Raw genomic sequence first — 17,968 nt, forward strand, 5'->3', positions numbered from 1 at the left:
GTCTTATCAAGAGTTTTCGATTAGAGAGCGAACTTGTAACCTACAGTAATCTGGATTACGTTGTTGTAGTGATCAACGTTATCTGCAATCTTAGTTACACCGATGTTGTAACGAGCATCGAATACGATGTTCTGGTACTCGTAAGAAAGACCGACTGGGATAGAAAGGTCGAATGTCTTAGCATCGTCCCTATCGTCCTTATTTACCAAGAAACCTGGCTGCAAACCTGCCTTGAGAGCAAGGCCAGCTACTGGGTAGTAGTTCAATGTGATAGGCACATTGATGTAGCCTGGATTCCACTTATCGTCATTCTTGATAGTTGCGCCTCCGATTGGAGTATCGATTTCAATATCCTTGCCCTTGAAGCCCTGTACAGAATAGAGGGCACCTACAGCAACACCTAAATTATCTGTTGCCTGATACTGCAATTCAGCACCGGCAGCGAAACCTGCTTTCCAATCGCCGTCACCAATTGTAGAAACGTTCAAACCTACCTTAGGCTGAATAGTTGTTGTACCTGCAGCCTGCTGTGCGAAAGCACCTACTGAAGACAGCACCATAGCTGCCATAACGAATAATTTTTTCATAATCTCTAATATTTAAATTAATAGTTTATAATGCTCATTAGAGCATGATTAGTTATCAGTGTGTATGCTGATTCCATCATTTTTACTAGGTGCAAAGGTATGTTTTTTCTCTATTCGCTCCAAATATTTTAAGCATTATTTTAAAATAAGCAGCAAAATATCACATATAAGTTTCTATTTCGTATATTTTTAGCAATAATTATCCCAATTTTCTTGCATCGTATCTTAAAATGTTGTATCTTTGCAAAATAAAATGAATAGCGTATGGGATTAGAATTTGGAAAATGGTTAATGGACGTTGCCAAATATATACTGACGGCGCTCTTGCTTGCGACTTTCCTAGGGGATATGAATTCCGCAACAACTATTATAGCCTCTATAGTTTTGATGTTAGGAATGCTTGGCATCGGATTGTGGCTGGTTAAGAAATCAAGTAATAATAATAAAAAGAAAGGAAAATAAATATGGATGCTCATGAACTTAATACTTGGCTTATATTAGGTACCCTTTTCTTACTTTGTTTGGTAGGATTAGGAATAGGTATCTATGATACAAAGAAACAAAAGAAAGAAAAAAGCCTTTCGGCTTAAAGGAAAATAATTATGACTAGACAATAAAACTCCCCCTATACTCTTTCAAGTGTAGGGGGAGTTTTATTTTATTCTTCATCTTCGTCCCAGTCTTCTTCGTCAAATCCAAACATAGCGGGATCTACGAAGGCGTCCAGGGCGCGGCGTTCTTTCTTTGTAGGGCGACCAGTGCCTCTTGCTCTATCTACGAATCCGCTGATGCGGCTCATCTCCAGGAGCTCGTATTGCTTAGGGTCGGTTACGTTTTTATAGACACCATACAGCATCTTGGCGCCTACGCGCTGCTCTATGCAGTCGAGAACCTCGAAAGAGTAGGTGATAGGGGCTTTCTTTACGCTCACCACATCGCCACGCTTGATGATGAAGGAAGGCTTTCTCGTTACGCCTCCCACCATGACGCGGCCATTCTTACAGGCATCGGCAGCAATGCTGCGAGTCTTGTAAATGCGGGCAGCCCAGAGCCACTTGTCTATTCTTGCTGATTCTTTCATGATTTCTAATGCTTATGGAGATTAATCACTAATCATTAATAATTAATCACTATAATTACTTCTTTCCTAGCTTATTGTATTGGTTCATGGTGATGTCGATACCAGCCAATACGAAGCTCTTGATGATCTCTACACCCAGGTCGATGGCTGGCTGCAGCTGCTTCATGTCTTCCTCAGTATATTTGCCCAGCACCCAGTCTATCTGGCCGCCACGTGGATAATCGTTGCCGATGCCCATGCGCAGGCGGGCATAGTTCTGACCGATAAGCTGCTGGATATGTCCCAATCCGTTATGGCCGCCGTTGCTGCCGTTCGCCTTCAGTCGGAAAGCACCCAGAGGCAGGGCTAGCTCATCGCTGATAACGAGCAGTCGGCTCTGGTCAATCTTTTCCTGATTTAGCCAATATCTTACCGCATTACCGCTGAGGTTCATGAATGTGGTAGGTTTGAGCAGGAAAATCTTTCTTCCCTTGAGTGTAGTCTCGGCTACGAAGCCATATCGCTTATCCTCAAAATGAATATTGGACGCTTTAGCAAAAGCGTCCAATACCATAAATCCTGTGTTGTGCCTGGTGCCGGCGTATTCATCGCCAGGGTTACCAAGCCCACAAATCAAATATTTATCCAATGTTTGATAATGCTTTACTCAGGTTCGTAAAATCTCTAGATGACTCAGTGATTAAGCCTCTTCTTCCTCAGTAGCCTGAGCTGCGAGCTGAGCGTTACGTGTCATCTTGATAGAGCAAACTACAACAGCCTTGCTTGTAGCCAACTCGAGACCCTCGAATGAGAGGTCACCTACCTTGATGCTCTTACCGATCTTCAACTCTGTAACGTCGATATCGAGGTGCTCAGGGATAACCTGGTAAGGAGCTGTAACGTTGATCTTACGGATAGAGAGGTTCATACGACCACCATCACGTACACCCTGTGCAAGACCTGTCAACTTAACTGGAATACCGATAGTGATAGGCTTCTGGTCGTTAACCTCGTAGAAGTCAACGTGCAGAGGAGCGTCTGTTGTTGGGTGGAACTGGATCTCCTTCATGATAGCTGTATGGCTCTCACCGTCGATGATGAGGTTGATAACGTATACATGAGGAGTGTAGATGATTTTACGCAACTCAGCGAATGGAACTGCGAATGACAAAGCCTCAGGAGCACCGTTCTCGCCCTTCTTCTCACCATAAAGGTTACATGGAATCAAACCTTCCTTACGCAATGTCTTAGAAGCTTTCTTGCCAAGGTCTGTACGCTTCTGACCTGTTACATTAATCTCTTTCATTTTGTGTTACTCTAAATTAAGTTATTAATAAAAAATGTGCCTTAACTCGCCATCACACGGATTAGCTTTGCTTAAAGCGGGTGCAAAATTACGAAAATTATTTGGAATGAGCAAACTTTTTGCCGAAAAACATGTTTTATATGCAGAAAAAATATTGAAAATACAATTTTTTGCTTAAATAAACTGAAATTTTTGCCCGTTTTCTTGTCTATTACCTATTTAATGTGTATTTTTGCAAGCGTATTAGGTAATTTAATAAATGAATCTTTTAAAAACATTAGAGAATGATTAATAGGGATTTGATAAGACGTAAGATTGTGCAGTTAACCTACGCATACTATCAAAACAGCGATCATAACATGGAGAACGCTGAGAAGGAGCTGATGTTTAGTCTCTCCAAGTCATACGATTTGTACAACTACATGTTGCAGCTCATCGTTGCCATCACCCAGGAGGCACGCAAGCGCTACGATGTAGATGTAGCTCGTGCCAAGAGAGAGGGTGAGCAGGAACCTTCACCACGTTTCGCATTCAATAAGTTCGCTCTGCAGCTCGAAGAGAACAAGATGCTGCTCGAATGGATAGATGTTAAGCATTCCAACTGGGATGAGGATATTGAAATGGTGCGCAAAGTGTATACTGCGATTACGTCTAGCGATCTCTATGCTGATTATATCAGCGGTGCTATTGATGAGGAACTTGCCGATCTCGACGAGTACAGCCGCGACCGCGAGGTATGGCGCCGCATCTACAAGCAGTTCATTCAGAATAATGAAGAGCTTGATGCATTCCTCGAGGAGAAGAGCCTCTACTGGAATGATGACAAGGATATCATAGATACTTTCGTATTGAAGACTATCAAGCGTTTCGACCCGGAAGCTAAGGCTAAGCAGGAATTGCTGCCGGAATATAAGGATGCTGAAGACAGAGAGTTTGCACGCAAGCTCTTCCGTGCTACCATCCTCAACTGCGATACCTACCAGCGCTATATGAGCGAGGCTTTGCGCAACTGGGATTTCTCACGTCTTGCCTATATGGATGTGATTATCATGCAGATTGCCATCGCTGAGGTGATGAACTTCCCTGGCATCCCGGCTACCGTCACTATCAACGAGTATGTAGAACTTGCCAAGGCATACAGCACTCCTCGCAGCGGCGGTTATGTTAACGGTATGCTCGACAGCATCTGCCGCGAGCTCATCAGCCGCAACCTCATCCAGAAGGAGATGCCTGAGCGTAAGCAGCATCAGCATGCACAGCACGGCGAACATGCCGGCAAACAGCGCCCAGACAACCAGCACCCAGCCGGCCGTCGTCCGCGCATTCATCGCGCTCCGGGCGAGGGTGAGTAAATAACGGAGGCCTTTCTTGCTGGCCACACCTTATTTATATATAGAACATAAAATAATAATAGATAATACTTTAACGACATGACAAATTTAGTATTGCAAGCAGCTGCCGGTGGTAGCAGCATGAGTTTTCTCATCATGATGGTAGCTATCTTCGCTATCATGTGGTTCTTTATGATCCGTCCTCAGCAGAAGAAGCAGAAGGAAATCCGCAAGTTCCAGAATGCTTTGGCAGAGGGTACTAAGGTGGTTACAGGCGGCGGTGTTTATGGCACTGTTAAGCGTGTTGACCTCGAGGCTAATACCGTTGATGTTGAGATAGCTCGTGGCGTGGTAATCACTGTAGCTAAGGGCTACGTGTTTGCTGATGCAGCTAGTCAGACACCTAATGCATAGTATCAAGAGCATATTAAAAGCTGTCAGAAACTTCCTGTTCAGTGGTCTGAATAAGGAGTTTCTGATTTTTTTGTTCTTTCTCGCTCTCAGCGGCATCTTCTGGCTGATGATGACGCTCAATGAGACTACCGAGAGAGAATTCAATATTCCTGTGCAGTTAACCGGCGTGCCCCGCAATGCGGTGATAACCGGCGAACTCCCTGATACCGTGCATATTACGGTGCGCGATAAGGGATTCACACTCGTTACCTATGCTTACGGAGGCAAGATTCATCCGCTCACATTCCGTTTTGCCAATTATGCCGACGAGGAAACGGGAACAGGACAGATTCCGATGGCCGATGTGCAGAAACAGGTGGCATCCCAGCTCTATGGCTCTACCAAACTGATCTCCATCAAGCCGGCAAAATACGATTTCTTCTTCACCTACGGCTCTTCCAAGCGGGTGCCTGTGGTGTTCAGAGGTAAGATTACAACCAGCAAGAGCTATTATCTGGCACATACCGAATTCCTGCCGTCTACGGTTACGGTTTATGCCAACAAGAAGCAGCTCGACCAGTTGGAATCAGTAGAAATCGAGCCGTTCAACATGCGCAACCTGCAGGATACCATTCATCGCAGCGTACCTATCAAGAAGATACGTGGCATGAAGATTGTGCCTCAGATGGTGCGTCTGGCGGTATATCCTGATGTGCTTACCGAAGAGTCGGTCGATGTGCCTGTTACGGCCATCAACATGCCTGATAACATGGTGCTCCGTACCTTTCCATCCAAAGTGGCGGTAAAATTCACCATCGGAGCCAGCCTCTTCAGAACCATCAAGCCGAGCCAGTTTAAGGTGGTAGTAGATTATAACGATCTGGCTAACAACCCTTCTGACAAGTGCAGACTCCAGTTGCGCAGCGTGCCGCGCTCGGTGAGCAAGGCGCATCTCGAACTGGAAACGGTAGATTATCTGCTGGAACAGCAATGATGATTAATAATTTATAATTTACAATTTATAATTCATCGTGATGAAGATAGCGATAACGGGCGGTATAGGTAGCGGAAAGAGCTATGTGTGCCGGATATTGGAGAAACAGGGCATCCGGGTTTACGACTGCGATGCAGAGGCTAAGCGGCTCATGCGTACCGATGCCCGCTTGCAGGCTGGTTTGAAGAAGCTGGTAGGCGAGCAGGTTTACAGTGCAGAGGGCGTTTTGCAGAAGCCCGTGCTGGCTCAGTTTCTGCTGGCTGGCGAGGCTAACAAGCAGGCTGTCAACGATGTGGTTCATCCGGCTGTGGCGCGCGATTTCGAGCAGAGCAACTATGAGTGGATGGAGAGTGCTATCCTCTTCGATAGCGGTTTCTACCGCCGTATCCACCTCGATTTCGTGGTCTGCGTAACGGCTCCCGTTCCGGTCCGCATCCAGCGCATCATGCAGCGCGACCATATCCCGGCAGAGAAGGCGCAGCAGTGGATAGATGCCGTCATGCCGCAGGAAGAACTTGCAGCCCGCTCCGATTTCGAAATCGTGAACGATGGCGAGCAGGATATCGATGCACAGGTAAGGAAATTATTAGATATCATTAATAATAAAGAATAATAGAAAAGACAATGGAAACAATCCTTTCAATTGCAGGCAAACCAGGCCTTTATAAATTGGTATCAAGAGGTAACAGAAACCTCATCGTAGAAACACTCGATGAGACTCACAAGCGTATCCCAGCTTTCGCTACCGACCGCGTAACAAGCCTTGGTGACATCGCTATGTATACAGACGCTGATGAGGTGCCACTCTGGGAAGTGCTCGACAGCGTAAGCAAGAAGGAAGAGGGCAAGCCTAGCACTTTCAACTACAAGAAGGCGCCTGTTGCTGAGCTCCACGCTTATTTTGCTGAGGTTCTTCCTAACTACGATCGCGACCGTGTTCACGACAGCGATATCAAGAAGCTCCTCCAGTGGTACAATATTCTTGCTAAGTACGGCATCACCGATTTCAAGGCTACTCTCGCTCCTACTGAGGGTGAGAACGTAGATGATCGTGCTGAGCAGGTTGCTGAGTAAAGGAAATTGCAGTTAGTTTATATTAAGGGTGTTCATATTTCTAGAAATAGAGTATGATACACCCTTTTTTTATTCCTTTTCAATCTTTTTCAATTCCTTCTCAAATCTTCTTCGATACATTTCTCCCGCTATGGTCAGACCGAACGGGAAGGCTAACCAGATGCCCAGAATGCCCAAGCCACAAGGGAAACCCAGGGTGTAGCCCAGCGGCAAGGAGATGACGAAATAGGCGATGAAGGCATAAAGCACCATCGGCTTTACACAGGCGATGCCACGCAGCGCATTGGCAAAGGTATACTGCAGTCCGTCGCCAAACTGATATACCATCAACAGGATAATCAGCGTAGCCACATACGCCTGCACCTCCACATTATCATTAAACCAGCCACCTATCTGATGGCGAAGCAGGAACACCGGCAAACCCATGCACAGCGAGAACAGCAGGTTCAGCCGGAACCCGTCGTAGGCATTGCGGCGAACTGCCCCGTAGTCCTTCTGTCCCATAAAATGGCTCACGCGGATAGCCAGCGCTGCCGCTATGCCCGAAAGCACGAGATAGAAGAGCTGCGAGAGGGTAATCATCACCTGATGAGCCGCCAGCGGAATGGTTCCCAGCCAGCCCACCATCACACAACTCAGCGTGAAGGCAGCCGACTCCATGCCCAGCTGCAGCGCCACAGGCCAGCCCAACCGGTTCATCTCCCTGAAGTCAGCCTTGGTCAGAGAACTGTGCAGAATATCGCGTCTGTATTCCCCGAATTTCTTGCCCGTCATCAGCATGCCCACCATTGCCAGCGCCATCAGAATACGGCTCACCAGCGTCGAAATACCGGCTCCCAGCAAACCCAGTTCCGGGAAGCCCGCCACACCGTAAATCAGTACCCAGTTGCCCAGGATATTGATTACGTTGCCGCCAATCATCGCCCACATCGCCACCTTGGTCTGTCCGAGTCCGTCAAGAAATTGCTTCATCGTGAAGAAGATGCCCATGAAGAGCACCGAGGCGAGGTTTACCAGAAAGTAAGGGCGGATGAGCGAGAGCAGCTCTTCAGGCTGTCCGATGCGCCCCAGATTCAGGTAGAGCACAACGAGGGCGAGGGTGAAGATGAAGCCCGTCAGCATGTTGGCACAGAAGGCATTGCGCACTTTCTGTCCGATGCAGTCGGTCCGTTCCTCGCCGTAGAGCCGTCCGATGATAGGAGTGAGTCCGTAGGTGAATCCCATATAGGATACGAAAACGAGACCGAAGATATTGTTCACCAGTCCGGCAGCCGCCAGTTCGGGTGTACTGTGATGGCCAATCATCAGCGTATCAGCAAATCCCAGGATGATGGTACCCAGCTGTCCTATGATGATAGGAATGCCTATAGCCAGCAGTTCCCGGTAGTGATGTTTCTTGTTTGTCGTTATTGATGTCGTATGATTATTCATATTTGCTTTTAATTACTAATCTATTTCCTTTATTCTGCTTAAGAGCATGCAAAGTTACGGCTTTATTCACTAATTACCAAATTTTTCTCCCCTTTTTTTTAGAGGACCAGCGATGGAATCGCTGGGAACGGGGCGCAACGGGGCAGGAATAGGCAGAAAGGGGCAGGAAGAGGCTTTCCCCCTTCCTGTCCCCGTCCCCAGCGATTCCATCGCTGGTCCCCCTAAAAAAGGTAAAAAGAGCCCTAGCTAGCTTACCCCCGCTAGGCTCTTTTTACCTTTTTACCCTTTTACCTTTAAATGTATGAACTTCCTTCCTCTTTCTGTCCATACGAGGTAGGTGTGGGTATAGGCGGTGCCCAGCTTCTCCTGTGCCCCATCGCAGTGAGGGTCGGGGTGGGTAGAGTAGCGGGTGCGGCTCTTCGCCAGGCCCATGTGGGCATAATCAGCATAGAGCAGATACTGGCCGCTCTGGTAGTACTGGATATGAAGGGCACAGAGCTGGCGGTTCAACTCCTGTGCCGTGATACCCAGCTCCTTCGCTATCTGCGTGGTGGTATAGCAGGAAACAGAGTTGAGCACATTGTCGGTGTAGAGCGCCTTCGGCAGAAGATGATCCACCTGATTCTCCAACTGGATGATGTTCTCACCGTTCTTGGCGATGCAAACCACCTGTTCGTCTACCACACCGTTCAGCCGACGAATCTCCGTATCCTGTTCTCCGATGAGTTTCTTCTGCTGATCAATCTGCACCTGCTGGTTTTTCAGCAGATTCTCCTTCTCCTTGAGTGTAGCTCTGAGAATCTCTTCAGCATGCCGAATCGTCTCCTCATCACTCTCGCCCTGCTTTACCGGAATATAACCGCCCGTCTTGCGAATCTGTGGCAGCACCTCGGAAGTAACCCAGTTTTTGAACTTCACCGCCGTTGGAAGCTTGGACCCGAGCACCAAAGCATAGAATCCGCTCTCGTTGACGAAAAGAAGCTGGCACCAGCGCTTTGCCTCACTTCCATCCTTCTTGATACCAGTCGTTACCCTTATGCTGTGTTTTACAGCATCATGCGGGTTAACTAGCTGATACACAGCGCATCTTGCTCTTTTGTATCCCAGTACATCACAGATGTCCTTCGCGCAGAACAAGGGTTCTCCATCTTCATCGGTCAAGGTGCGAATCTTACCGAATTCAGGGTTTTCAAACACAACAGCATTACCCGCTGTCTTTTCATTCTTCATTTCTTCTTTTTTTGTTTTCATATTTTTTTTCATGATATAAAAATGTTAAATTGAATGTTGAGTGTTGAATGTTGAATTATTAGTGTTGAGTGTTGAATGTTGAATGTTGATTTTTTGCCTAACGGACTCAAGGGCGCTAGCCTAATTCAACATTCAACACTCAACATTCAACATTACAAAATCGTTCCCCAAATGCTCTCCTCCCTGTCTCTCGCAGCGGTAATGGCATTGATGAGGCGGTGGAGCCAGATGCGGGAGTTCACAACCATGCCTTTTACACGGTTCTCACCCACCAGGATGCAGCCCTGCGTATCATCGGGATAATTGCCGGCATGAATGCGGATGCCCTCAAAATTAGGGACACCCAACAGCAGCGGCAACCACATCTGAAACCTCGGCGACTTGCTGATCACCAGCGGATAAGTCCCCTCAGGTATCGCCGTCGTGCCCTTCATCTTCTGCGCCTTCTTGCCCGATACACGCCCCAACCGCACATTCTCCTCGGCAGGACTTAGCTCCACACCCAGAAGGTTGCGCCAGCACGGCTCCAGCGTATCACAGAAATACGAGTCCGCATTCAGCTTCTCCTGGGGCACCTCGCACACCGTCTTCAGCCCCCTGCACTTGTTCACACTCTCAATCGTGCGCTTCTTCACATCCTCATCCTTCAGGATGTAAAGGCGACCTATCGTGTAGGTCTTCTTCTTCGCTATACGTTTTAAAACTATCTGCATAAGTAAAAATAAATTTAAGATTCAATAACCATACCGTCGTGGCGGTACTTAAGCTTCTCAAAACTGTCACAACTGTCACAACTGTCACGCTTGCCCGTATACTGATACGCCCGCCTGATGTAATTCCGGTGCAGCCACTGCCTGATCATCATATCGGTACCCTTCGCATCCAGTCCATGCTCCAGCCGGATGGCAAGCAACTGCGCAGCCGTAAAGCTATCGGGCAGTATCTGTAAAAGATTCTGAGGCCCACGCTTCGAACTCTTCTCCGCCATAAAGTTCTCCTTCGCAATCATGTCGCCGAAGAACCGCATCTTGCAGTACAGGTCATACTGCTCGCTCCAGCGGATAAACTCATCAATCTCCGGCTCCCACTTGCAACCATTGGCTACATACAGCACACACGCCTTCAGGTAAGCGATGACGTTGGCACGGAACGAGAGATTCTCAAACGTTCTGTCCTGCGACAACCGGGCAAACTCTGCATTCTCATCCTTCAGTTTGAGAGCAAGCTGAAACGCCTCCTTACACTCAATCAGGCCCGTTACTTTGTTCAGATTTTCGATGTAAGGCCGTAGCGCCTCACGGTACGATTCATCATAAGTTCCGTAAACAGGCATATCTTCGCCGATTTCCCTTTCGGGGATGGTGCAGAAGTTGATACGGCTGATAGGACCATCGGTAAGAACCTTAGAGAAGTAACGCTGACCCTTCTGGATGGTGGTAGATGCATTCCAGTTGAACCGGATGGTGACACGCTCCGTAACACTCATCGTTCCCACACGAGTTTGTCCGTATTTATTACCCGGGTCAGCTGCCAGACACATGATACGGAACTGCTGGCTTCCGCTACCCTTGAGTGCATCAAACTGGTCTAGCTCATTGAGCGAAGTATAGAGGAAATGTTCCTGCGCTTCAGCCGTTCTCATCACGAAAGCCGGGTTCGTCATATCCGCATCAATCTCCTGGATAATCAGGTTTTCAGGTCTCTTGCGCTTATCCTTGTTGGCACCCTTGCGCAGCATCTCATCCTTCCACGCCTTCTCGCGCTTCAGGTTTTCAGCATCCCTCAGCCTGATATCCTCCATAATGAAATCGATAGGCCTGTTCACGCTGCTCTTACCCGCTCCGGTACCCGCAAGCAGCAGCGTCATCAGTCTCGCCTCGTGCTCCACGTTGTCAATATACCGGAACCTCGTCTTCCAGAGATGCGTAGCCAGCGGCGGGAAGATGGCGTGCGCCACAGCCGGCTTATAAATTTCCGGCGTCCTCGATATCAGCAGCTCCACCAGCTTCGGCAGTTTCTTCGGCATCTCCGGCGGGTCAGGATAATCCTCCCCGGTATTTTGAACTTTGAGATTCGAACCTTGAACAGCATGATTACCATCTGCCCTATTAACTTTCAACTGTAAACTGTTAACTTGCTGGCTGGCCTTCTGCTCTGCCAGTGCATTCACTCTCATCACTTCCCTCGACATCGGCTTCGTATTGTCAGCATATTTCGCATAGAAGTCGTGAATCAGCTGATGGCAATCGTTCTCCTGATAGTAGCTCGGCATTTTCACTCTCACCACCTTCATCAGTTCCTCTTCCTCCATCACCCTCGAAGCACCGACGCTCATGATAGCCAGCAGCGAAGAGTGTCTCGACCCCACGGTATCAATCTCCATACCCCCGAGTCCGGCAGCCTGCGTAAAGAGGTCAAACGCAATCAGGTTCTTCTCCCTGGCTCCCAATCCGCCAGCATCCTGATTGCCTCCAGAATCCCCGATATGAGGAGCATCAGCACCATGGCTATTACCAGGTTGGGCAGGCTGAACAGCAGAGCCAGCAGAAACAGCAGGATTGCCGTCATTGCCCTGAAATCGATTGTCTTGAACATCGTCTTTATTTTGAAATTTATGATTTATATTTTGTCCCACAGATGACACAGATTTCACAGATTTTCCTGCATCAGGAACCTCCCCAGAATGTATCTGTGTCATCTGTGAAATCTGTGGGAGATTCCCTGTCCCCGCAGATGCATCGTCTTTAGGTCCCACAGATAACACAGATTTCACAGATTTTACTGGTCCCACGGATTTTCCTGCACCAGGAACTGCCCCAGAATGTATCTGTGTCATCTGTGAAATCTGTGGGAGATTCCCTTTGCCCTTGCCGTCAACCGTCAGTCCGCGGTCCAGATACGCCTGCCTTCGCATCAGAATCTCCTTCTCGCTCAGCACGGCGCACCACATCTTCGACCTGTAGATTTCCGAGTCCTTATCCGTAAGATAAATCATTCTTTCGGGTGTGATGCAGCTCTCGTCATACGGCACCCCCAGCGCCTCGCAATACGCCTTCTGCGTCTCCTCGATGGTCATTCCCACCGGCAGTCTGATACCGATGTGCAGCTTCTTCCGGGCACTGTAGCAGAGGTGCAGCAGCGAGCCGTTCCAGATGCTGTCAGAGCAGTTCAGCTCCCTTGCCTTCTCGATAGCCTTGTCTACATACTCCCTGTCATCCACGTCGATGATAGTCTGGAACATGAAGCTCTCGGGCTGGGCATTCTCCTGTCTGCGCACATTGTTCTTGAAAATGCCGTAGTGGGGACAGAAGAAAGGCAGTTCGCTCTTCAGCCTGTCCTGCGCCTTCTTCACCGCCTCTGCATCGTTGGCATTCACCTTCGGGATAGGCAGCTCGCCCCTGATCTGCTGAATCATCTTCCTGATTTCCGGCGATGCAATCACCTTGTCATACACCGCCATACTGTTGGAAAACACCTTCCCCTTATTGCCCTTGCGATAAGGGTTCAGTGCAATTACATGTTGTGTTTCTGTCATGTTATTTCGTTAATAAAAGATTGGTTTGTGGGGTAATCCCCTCTTCCGTTTTCACCACTCTCAGCCGTCTGTAAGGAGGAGGACTGAACTCATACGCTTTCACTTCCATCATTTTAAATAATTTAGAAGATTGGGGGCTCCCACCATGGTTGATGTGCAGATACACAAAAGCCCCCGAAACTCAGACCGCATTGGTTCTGAATTCCGGGGGCAAAGGTAAGGCAAATTTCTCACTTCTACCTAGTACGTACTATGTACGCGTACTAGTACTACCTGCCAGATTAACCTCTGATAGCAGGCATCACTTTTTCGAGGAAGGGAATCGTTTTCTTCTGATCCATTCCTCGGTTGTAGGCGGCTCTCATCGAGTTCGGATTAGGCCCCCAATAATTGCCGAATACGCTCCATATATTATCGATTTTCAACTCTGTACCTATCTGGTTGGCAAGGATGGCAGCTTCGGATGATGACAGTCCTGAAGGCATGAAATTTTCGGTTACCAAGCCTATCTCTATCAGGTTGTTCTTTATCCTCTGAGCCCTTTCCGTTTTCAGCTCAGCCGGCATCTCAGCATTTCTGCATGAGTTTTGCTCACAGGCATTGCTGCCATAGTAGTTTTCCACATGCTCGAAGTACGAGCTACCAGCGTTCATGATGATCATTCTTTGTCCAGACATTTCTCATCCTCCTTTCCCTGATAGTTGTTCATGTGTTCGATATATTGTCCACCATTCACCTGTATGGTATTGTTGATAACGATGGTGAAGTGCTTTATTACGAAGCGAATAAATTTCCTATAAAAAAAAAGTTTCATCTTCTTTTGTGTCTTTAGGTTGATTAACTGTTTCCGCCTCATTTTAGCAGAGGACGTGTGTTTGCGCTAACGTTTTTAGCGTAAGCCGCTGGAGGCTGCCGAGCGCCTACTATCGTAAGGTGTGGGGGCGGGTAAGGTTGTGTTTACTTTCTGGTTGTTGATATGGCATTAAGTTGATACTTGGTCGCAGATACCTGGCATCTCGACCGATTGTTAATAATTATAGCATACCACAGCTCGCTTAGGAGTTCTCCTAAGCTTCCGAAACACCTTTTCTTCATAAAGTCGAGGTGATTGCTGTTAATATGCTTCATTTTTTTCATAATTTCAAAATTTCGTGCAAAGGTAATAAAAAACATTCAAATAACCAAATAAAAATTGAGCGTTATGACGCTCACTTTAATTTAATGTTTATTATACATACGTGTGATGTTTTTAACAGATTAAACGCCATTCCCCCTCACGCATCCCTGCAATTCCTTTCACGCATCCCTGCAATACCCTTCACGCATCCCTGCAATACCCTTCACGCATCCCTGCAATTCCCCTCACGCCCTGAAGGGGCAGAAGCTCCTAGCCCAGGGCATTCGCCCTGGGTATTCATGTCCGCACGCCTGGCGCCCTGTAGGGGCAAAAGCTTTATATGGCGACCCGAATCTCAGGCTTTGCTCGTCGATTCATCCTTTTTCTTTTTCATGTTGCGATATGCTTGTTGGTGATGCAAAGATATGAATATTTGTAGGGATTTCCAAAAAAATAGAGTGATTTTAAAACTTATTTTTTATAAAATCTATAATCAAGTAGCAAGAAAGTCCTGAAAAGTCCTGAAAAGGAATATGCTTTTGATTATATACGAAAAAAAATGCTTATTTTTGTATATTCATAATCTTCTTAGAAGAGGTAGATAATAAAGATGAAATAGAAATGAAGCAATATAAATTTGTAGACTTATTTGCTGGTTGTGGCGGTCTTAGTCTTGGATTGCAGCAAGCTGGCTTTACTCCATGGTTTGTAAACGAAATCGTAGAGCAGTTTTGTAATACCTACAAGTATAATCATGAATTGAGTGATGATCATTACTTTGTTGGTGATATAGCTGACCTCAATCAGCATCTTGATGAGTATAAGAATTTGTTATCAGATATAACCTTAGTCTGCGGAGGACCTCCTTGCCAAGGATTTTCTATGGCAAACCGACAACGCATATTAGATGATCCACGTAATTCTCTTTATAAACAATATCTGATTTTCTTGCAGAATGTTCGACCAAAGTTCTTTATAATGGAGAATGTAAAGGGAATGATGAACAAAATTGAAGAAATTAAAGAAAATTTTAAAGAGTATCTGGGAGAAGAATATCAATTTGATTATGCTCTTGTAAAAGCGCAAGATTATGGTGTTCCTCAAAATAGGGAACGTTTTATAATGATAGGTAATAGAGTTAATATTTCTCCCAAATTAATTTTTGAAGAGATATATAAACATAAACGAAAACCATTTGTGTTGAAAGACGCCTTAGATGGATTACCACATCTTGTCGCCAAAAAAGAAAAAGGTTCGAAGGGAATAGAGTGCGCAGAGTCTGGTTTTACAGAATGTGATTTTACATATATTCATAATGACTTTTATAAGTTTATTAATGGAGAAAAAGATATTAAGAAACTCTATAACCACAAGAATAGATATAATAATGAGCGTGATATAGAGATATATAGGCGGTTGCCGCAAGGAGCAAATTCTTTGCATGAGTCAATAGCAGATATTATGCCTTATAAAAGAAGAAATGGTATTTTTAAGGATAAATATTTCAAATTGGATGAAACGCAAATTTGCAAGACGATAACTTCTCACATGAGGTTTGATTGTAATATGTATATACATCCATGGGATGCAAGAGGTTTGAGTCCTCGGGAGGCTGCACGTATCCAGACTTTCCCAGATGATTATGTGATAACTGGTTCTCAGAATATGTGGTATGCACAGGTTGGGAACGCAGTTCCTGTAAAACTTGCCAAAGCTATTGGTGATGGCATTATGAAATTTATAAAATGAGACATCTTGAATTATTTGCAGGTATAGGCGGTTTTAGAAGAGCTATGGATCTTCTGACGCAAGACCATATTATGAATTTTCACTGCGTAGGCTATTCTGAAATAGATCCTAAGGCAGTGAAAACATATTGTGCTAATTACAGGCCAGAGCAGGATGAGGAAGTTGCAATGGGGGATATTGTTGAATTTACTAAAAATCCAGAGAATATAGAAAATTTGCCAGACTTCGATCTGATAACAGGTGGATTCCCATGTCAAACATTTAGTATGATGGGAAAGCAGGCTGGGTTCAATGAGGATAGAGGACAGATGTTTTTCCGTATTATAGACATTCTTGCAGCAAGAAGACCTCGATATGTCTTGCTTGAAAATGTAAAGAATCTAAGAAATCACGACCAAGGGAGAACCTATAATAGAATTAATGAAGAATTAGAATTGTTAGGATATAGGGTGTTTAGTGCAGTCTTCAATACTGCAAATTTTCATCTTCCTCAAACTCGGAATAGACTTTTGATATTTGCCACAACAGAACCTCTTCCCGACAACTTCGAGGATATGTTTTCTAGTGCAAATGTTGCTGAGACTTTTGAGAATGTATATGCTAATTTAAGTGTTAGTCATTATGAAACAGTTAATGATTTACTTCAGAGAAATGTTAATCAAAAATACTTTTTATCTGAAAAAATCAAACCAACCATATTGGCTGATGGGTCAGCTAATTTCAAATCTCGTTCAGATATAAATATGAGAATAGCTAGACCTCTGACAGCTACAATGCACAAAATGCATAGAGCTTGTCAAGATAACTATTATAGTCAAGATTTCATAGATTCTCAAGGAGAAATAAATCCTGTAGAAACGATGACAAAAGAAGAACTGGCAAAATTGCCAATTCGTAAAATAACGCCAGAAGAAGCATTTATGTTGCAGGGTTTTCCTGCAAGTTTTGCACTAAATGGTCGTAATGCAGGTGTTGCTGATGGCTCTCTGTATAAGCAAGCAGGAAATGCTGTTAGCGTAAATACTATTTATGCAGTTTTGTATTATCTTATCATAAACAATATAATTCATGAATGATATGTTTTTCTTCTTTTTTGATATTGAAAAGCGCATCGGCTTAAAGAAATTAAGCGGCGTAGAATTGGGTACAAGTGAGTCAAGTAATCAGACTCATATTGGGTTATTTGAAGATGTCCTTCAATTCTTAGGAGATAATGTCGTTACTACGGCAATGTTAGTTTATGGGGATTACTGTCAAATACTGGATTGTTATTTTGACAGAATTAAAAATCCTGATGGAACTTATAGAAGTCCTAAAATACGAAAAGGGGGAGTTGGTGAAGAATCCGTTGTCTCAAAAATTAGAGAGTTTGCCTTGGAAGATAAGAGTGCAGATTGGTATCTCCTTTGGTCTGGATTAGAAAATAAAGATTTGGTATTTTGGCTTATCAATAGTCATTCTGAAGATTTTGCTATTATCAAGACCTTGGTTAAGGATAATGTTCGCATCATTAAAGATGAGGATAAGGCTTATGCTGGTTTAAAGAATATCATGGTGAGTAAGATAAACAACTCTAGTATTGATATTCAAAAGGAGATAGAAATCATCTCTCAAACGGGTGCTGTATGTAAAAAATATAAACCGTTTGATTTAGATAAGGCAAAAAAGCATATTGCTTTAGTAGGTAAGCAAGGTGAAGAATTGGTAAATGAGTATCTAGAAAGATTAAAATCTGCCAAGGAATTAGATTCTTTTGAATGGATGAATAAGAGCAGAGAATCTGGTTTGCCATACGATTTTATTTTGAATGGAACTTCTGATATACATCAGTATGTTGATGTTAAGTCAACAAGATTTGGTTTCAGCCAGAATATTGTTTTCAGCAATCAAGAGGTTGAATTTGCTAATCTATTGAATACTGATACTAATTATTCCGTTTATAGAGTATTTGATATGTCTGAATCTTCTGCTAATCTGAAGATATGCACACAGTGCTTGCCTTATATGAAGGAGATGAATAATAATATTCAAAAGCTTAATGCTGCTATTGTTGAGAGTAAGACGAAACTTATAGATTTAAACATTGCAGTTTCTCCAGTAGATTGCTTTAGTATGATACAGGAATCAATAAAACTCTAAG

19 protein-coding genes are annotated in these 17,968 nt (G+C 45.0%); 9 read left to right on the forward strand and 10 right to left on the reverse strand.

Going from position 1 to position 17,968, the window contains the following annotated elements; translation table 11 throughout:
• Positions 1 to 20: 20 nt before the first annotated feature.
• Positions 21 to 587, reverse strand: a complete 567-nt coding sequence (locus tag F7D47_RS02325) for a porin family protein (protein WP_153086347.1) — start codon at positions 585 to 587, stop codon at positions 21 to 23.
• 264 nt (positions 588 to 851) lie between these two features.
• On the opposite strand from F7D47_RS02325, the gene F7D47_RS02330 reads away from it, so the two are divergent.
• Positions 852 to 1,049 (forward strand): DUF6722 family protein, encoded by a 198-nt coding sequence (locus tag F7D47_RS02330; protein ID WP_153073975.1) that lies wholly within the window; start codon positions 852 to 854, stop codon positions 1,047 to 1,049.
• Positions 1,050 to 1,245: 196 nt separating this feature from the next.
• On the opposite strand, the gene F7D47_RS02335 is transcribed toward F7D47_RS02330, so the two are convergent.
• The 3 genes from F7D47_RS02335 to F7D47_RS02345 are packed head-to-tail and all read right to left on the reverse strand — an operon-like array spanning position 1,246 to position 2,953.
• Complete coding sequence (locus F7D47_RS02335; protein ID WP_022121567.1) at positions 1,246 to 1,668, reverse strand: RNA-binding S4 domain-containing protein; 423 nt, start codon at positions 1,666 to 1,668, stop codon at positions 1,246 to 1,248.
• Between the two features lie 55 nt (positions 1,669 to 1,723).
• Positions 1,724 to 2,296 carry an aminoacyl-tRNA hydrolase gene (pth, locus tag F7D47_RS02340; protein WP_006847297.1) on the reverse strand — a complete coding sequence of 191 codons (573 nt, stop codon included), beginning with the start codon at positions 2,294 to 2,296 and terminating at the stop codon, positions 1,724 to 1,726.
• A 51-nt stretch (positions 2,297 to 2,347) separates the two neighbouring features.
• Entirely contained in the window at positions 2,348 to 2,953 is a 606-nt protein-coding gene (locus F7D47_RS02345; protein ID WP_153086346.1) for a 50S ribosomal protein L25/general stress protein Ctc, read from the reverse strand.
• A 284-nt stretch (positions 2,954 to 3,237) separates the two neighbouring features.
• On the opposite strand from F7D47_RS02345, the gene nusB reads away from it, so the two are divergent.
• The 5 genes from nusB (at position 3,238) to F7D47_RS14680 (ending at position 6,745) form a co-directional block, all read left to right on the forward strand.
• Positions 3,238 to 4,305, forward strand: coding sequence for a transcription antitermination factor NusB (gene nusB / locus F7D47_RS02350; RefSeq protein WP_119238045.1), 1,068 nt, complete (start codon positions 3,238 to 3,240; stop codon positions 4,303 to 4,305).
• A 78-nt stretch (positions 4,306 to 4,383) separates the two neighbouring features.
• The gene (gene yajC, locus F7D47_RS02355) at positions 4,384 to 4,698 is read left to right on the forward strand and encodes a preprotein translocase subunit YajC (protein WP_006847301.1); all 315 of its coding nucleotides are present in this window, start codon (positions 4,384 to 4,386) and stop codon (positions 4,696 to 4,698) included.
• A complete protein-coding gene (locus tag F7D47_RS02360) occupies positions 4,691 to 5,671 on the forward strand; it encodes a CdaR family protein (RefSeq protein ID WP_153086345.1) in 981 nt (326 codons plus the stop codon). Before yajC ends, F7D47_RS02360 begins: the two co-directional genes overlap by 8 nt.
• 40 nt (positions 5,672 to 5,711) lie before the next feature.
• A complete protein-coding gene (gene coaE / locus F7D47_RS14675; RefSeq protein WP_194252636.1) occupies positions 5,712 to 6,284 on the forward strand; it encodes a dephospho-CoA kinase in 573 nt (190 codons plus the stop codon).
• Positions 6,285 to 6,295: 11 nt separating this feature from the next.
• The gene (locus F7D47_RS14680; RefSeq protein ID WP_022121573.1) at positions 6,296 to 6,745 is read left to right on the forward strand and encodes a DUF5606 family protein; all 450 of its coding nucleotides are present in this window, start codon (positions 6,296 to 6,298) and stop codon (positions 6,743 to 6,745) included.
• 69 nt (positions 6,746 to 6,814) lie between these two features.
• Here the strand turns inward: F7D47_RS14680 and F7D47_RS02370 are convergent, their stop codons facing one another.
• From F7D47_RS02370 to F7D47_RS02400, 6 genes are all read right to left on the reverse strand, one after another.
• Positions 6,815 to 8,176 (reverse strand): MATE family efflux transporter, encoded by a 1,362-nt coding sequence (locus F7D47_RS02370; protein ID WP_153086344.1) that lies wholly within the window; start codon positions 8,174 to 8,176, stop codon positions 6,815 to 6,817.
• 279 nt (positions 8,177 to 8,455) lie between these two features.
• Positions 8,456 to 9,427, reverse strand: coding sequence for a phage antirepressor (locus tag F7D47_RS02375; RefSeq protein ID WP_228113428.1), 972 nt, complete (start codon positions 9,425 to 9,427; stop codon positions 8,456 to 8,458).
• Between the two features lie 152 nt (positions 9,428 to 9,579).
• Positions 9,580 to 10,140 (reverse strand): DUF5675 family protein, encoded by a 561-nt coding sequence (locus tag F7D47_RS02380; protein ID WP_153086342.1) that lies wholly within the window; start codon positions 10,138 to 10,140, stop codon positions 9,580 to 9,582.
• A 14-nt stretch (positions 10,141 to 10,154) separates the two neighbouring features.
• Positions 10,155 to 12,962 carry a hypothetical protein gene (locus F7D47_RS02385; RefSeq protein ID WP_228113427.1) on the reverse strand — a complete coding sequence of 936 codons (2,808 nt, stop codon included), beginning with the start codon at positions 12,960 to 12,962 and terminating at the stop codon, positions 10,155 to 10,157.
• 281 nt (positions 12,963 to 13,243) lie between these two features.
• Positions 13,244 to 13,639, reverse strand: coding sequence for a hypothetical protein (locus F7D47_RS02395; protein ID WP_153079735.1), 396 nt, complete (start codon positions 13,637 to 13,639; stop codon positions 13,244 to 13,246).
• Positions 13,621 to 13,776: a hypothetical protein gene (locus tag F7D47_RS02400; protein WP_153086341.1), complete on the reverse strand. Its 156-nt coding sequence runs from the start codon at positions 13,774 to 13,776 to the stop codon at positions 13,621 to 13,623. Before F7D47_RS02400 ends, F7D47_RS02395 begins: the two co-directional genes overlap by 19 nt.
• Before the next feature lie 924 nt (positions 13,777 to 14,700).
• Between F7D47_RS02400 and F7D47_RS02405 the strand changes: the two genes are divergently transcribed.
• The 3 genes from F7D47_RS02405 to F7D47_RS02415 are packed head-to-tail and all read left to right on the forward strand — an operon-like array spanning position 14,701 to position 17,967.
• Positions 14,701 to 15,828, forward strand: a complete 1,128-nt coding sequence (locus F7D47_RS02405; RefSeq protein WP_118152069.1) for a DNA cytosine methyltransferase — start codon at positions 14,701 to 14,703, stop codon at positions 15,826 to 15,828.
• Positions 15,825 to 16,904 (forward strand): DNA cytosine methyltransferase, encoded by a 1,080-nt coding sequence (locus F7D47_RS02410; RefSeq protein ID WP_153086340.1) that lies wholly within the window; start codon positions 15,825 to 15,827, stop codon positions 16,902 to 16,904. The genes F7D47_RS02405 and F7D47_RS02410 overlap by 4 nt, the downstream gene beginning before the upstream one ends.
• On the forward strand, positions 16,897 to 17,967 hold the full coding sequence (locus F7D47_RS02415) for a protein NO VEIN domain-containing protein (protein ID WP_153086339.1): 1,071 nt from the start codon (positions 16,897 to 16,899) through the stop codon (positions 17,965 to 17,967). The genes F7D47_RS02410 and F7D47_RS02415 overlap by 8 nt, the downstream gene beginning before the upstream one ends.
• Position 17,968: the final 1 nt, after the last annotated feature.

Origin of the sequence: Segatella copri (genome assembly GCF_009494835.1) — a bacterium.
Taxonomy (GTDB): Bacteria; Bacteroidota; Bacteroidia; order Bacteroidales; family Bacteroidaceae; genus Prevotella; species Prevotella copri_F.

What these genes read in the sequence shown, in the direction of transcription:
- F7D47_RS02400 (WP_153086341.1), bottom strand. Translation starts at nt 13,776, where the DNA reads ATGAAACTTTTTTTTTATAGGAAATTTATTCGCTTCGTAATAAAGCAC.
- F7D47_RS02385 (WP_228113427.1), bottom strand. Translation starts at nt 12,962, where the DNA reads ATGACAGAAACACAACATGTAATTGCACTGAACCCTTATCGCAAGGGC.
- yajC (WP_006847301.1), top strand. Translation starts at nt 4,384, where the DNA reads ATGACAAATTTAGTATTGCAAGCAGCTGCCGGTGGTAGCAGCATGAGT.
- F7D47_RS02370 (WP_153086344.1), bottom strand. Translation starts at nt 8,176, where the DNA reads ATGAATAATCATACGACATCAATAACGACAAACAAGAAACATCACTAC.
- F7D47_RS02415 (WP_153086339.1), top strand. Translation starts at nt 16,897, where the DNA reads ATGAATGATATGTTTTTCTTCTTTTTTGATATTGAAAAGCGCATCGGC.
- F7D47_RS02375 (WP_228113428.1), bottom strand. Translation starts at nt 9,427, where the DNA reads ATGAAAACAAAAAAAGAAGAAATGAAGAATGAAAAGACAGCGGGTAAT.
- F7D47_RS02345 (WP_153086346.1), bottom strand. Translation starts at nt 2,953, where the DNA reads ATGAAAGAGATTAATGTAACAGGTCAGAAGCGTACAGACCTTGGCAAG.
- F7D47_RS02360 (WP_153086345.1), top strand. Translation starts at nt 4,691, where the DNA reads ATGCATAGTATCAAGAGCATATTAAAAGCTGTCAGAAACTTCCTGTTC.
- F7D47_RS02410 (WP_153086340.1), top strand. Translation starts at nt 15,825, where the DNA reads ATGAGACATCTTGAATTATTTGCAGGTATAGGCGGTTTTAGAAGAGCT.
- F7D47_RS02335 (WP_022121567.1), bottom strand. Translation starts at nt 1,668, where the DNA reads ATGAAAGAATCAGCAAGAATAGACAAGTGGCTCTGGGCTGCCCGCATT.
- F7D47_RS02330 (WP_153073975.1), top strand. Translation starts at nt 852, where the DNA reads ATGGGATTAGAATTTGGAAAATGGTTAATGGACGTTGCCAAATATATA.
- F7D47_RS02395 (WP_153079735.1), bottom strand. Translation starts at nt 13,639, where the DNA reads ATGTCTGGACAAAGAATGATCATCATGAACGCTGGTAGCTCGTACTTC.
- nusB (WP_119238045.1), top strand. Translation starts at nt 3,238, where the DNA reads ATGATTAATAGGGATTTGATAAGACGTAAGATTGTGCAGTTAACCTAC.
- F7D47_RS02405 (WP_118152069.1), top strand. Translation starts at nt 14,701, where the DNA reads ATGAAGCAATATAAATTTGTAGACTTATTTGCTGGTTGTGGCGGTCTT.
- coaE (WP_194252636.1), top strand. Translation starts at nt 5,712, where the DNA reads ATGAAGATAGCGATAACGGGCGGTATAGGTAGCGGAAAGAGCTATGTG.
- F7D47_RS02325 (WP_153086347.1), bottom strand. Translation starts at nt 587, where the DNA reads ATGAAAAAATTATTCGTTATGGCAGCTATGGTGCTGTCTTCAGTAGGT.
- F7D47_RS14680 (WP_022121573.1), top strand. Translation starts at nt 6,296, where the DNA reads ATGGAAACAATCCTTTCAATTGCAGGCAAACCAGGCCTTTATAAATTG.
- F7D47_RS02380 (WP_153086342.1), bottom strand. Translation starts at nt 10,140, where the DNA reads ATGCAGATAGTTTTAAAACGTATAGCGAAGAAGAAGACCTACACGATA.